At 57.0% G+C, this 702-nt stretch carries 1 protein-coding gene; it reads left to right on the top strand.

The features are described 5' to 3' along the window. A partial coding sequence (locus BC440_RS13990) for an IS30 family transposase (protein WP_139192127.1) occupies positions 1-695 on the top strand: 695 nt, incomplete at its 5' end. Between the last annotated feature and the right edge of the window lie 7 nt (positions 696-702).

The following is a 702-nucleotide window of genomic DNA, read 5'->3' as shown; positions in this document are numbered from 1 at the left end:
GCCGGTTGGCGCGTGAACAGGGTGGCACAGTCATCAGTCATGAGTCCATCTATCGCTTTATCTATCATCGCAGTGCCCAGAAAGATTACTGGCACCGGCTGTTGCCGCGTGCCCGGCATCGCAGGGGACGCCTTGGCAAACGCGGCGGAAGCCCGGTGGATCGTATCCGCGACCGGGTCCCGGTCAGTCAGAGACCATCGGAAGCCGGAACACGCAAGCAAGCCGGTCACTGGGAGGCCGACCTGATGCTGTTCAGTCGCTACGGACAGGCGGTTCTGGTGACCCATGAGCGCAGATCGCGCTTCACACGGATCACGCGTCAACCGAACAAGGCAGCTCGTCCGGTGCTCGACAGCTTGCTGGGGCAGTTCCGGCATTTACCTCCAGCGATCCGGCGTTCGGTCACGTTTGACAACGGTACCGAATTTGCCTTGCACCATCAGCTTAAAAGCAGGCTGGGGATCGAGACTTTCTTCTGCGATCCGCATGCTCCCTGGCAAAAGGGCGGCGTGGAAAATGCCATTTGCCGGTTGCGTCGTTTTCTGCCGAGAAAGTCCGATCTTGCAAGTATCACACAGGAGCAGCTTGATGAGCTGGTTGCAAAATACAACAATACACCGAGAAAGTGCCTTAACTTCAAAACCCCTGCCGAGCTATTCTCTGAGCAGGTCAAACATGTTGCACTTCAAGTGTGAGTCCATC

The organism is Thalassospira sp. MIT1004, from assembly GCF_001858545.1.
Lineage (GTDB): Bacteria > Pseudomonadota > Alphaproteobacteria > Rhodospirillales > Thalassospiraceae > Thalassospira > Thalassospira xiamenensis.
This window is presented reverse-complemented; position numbering and strand designations above follow the sequence as displayed.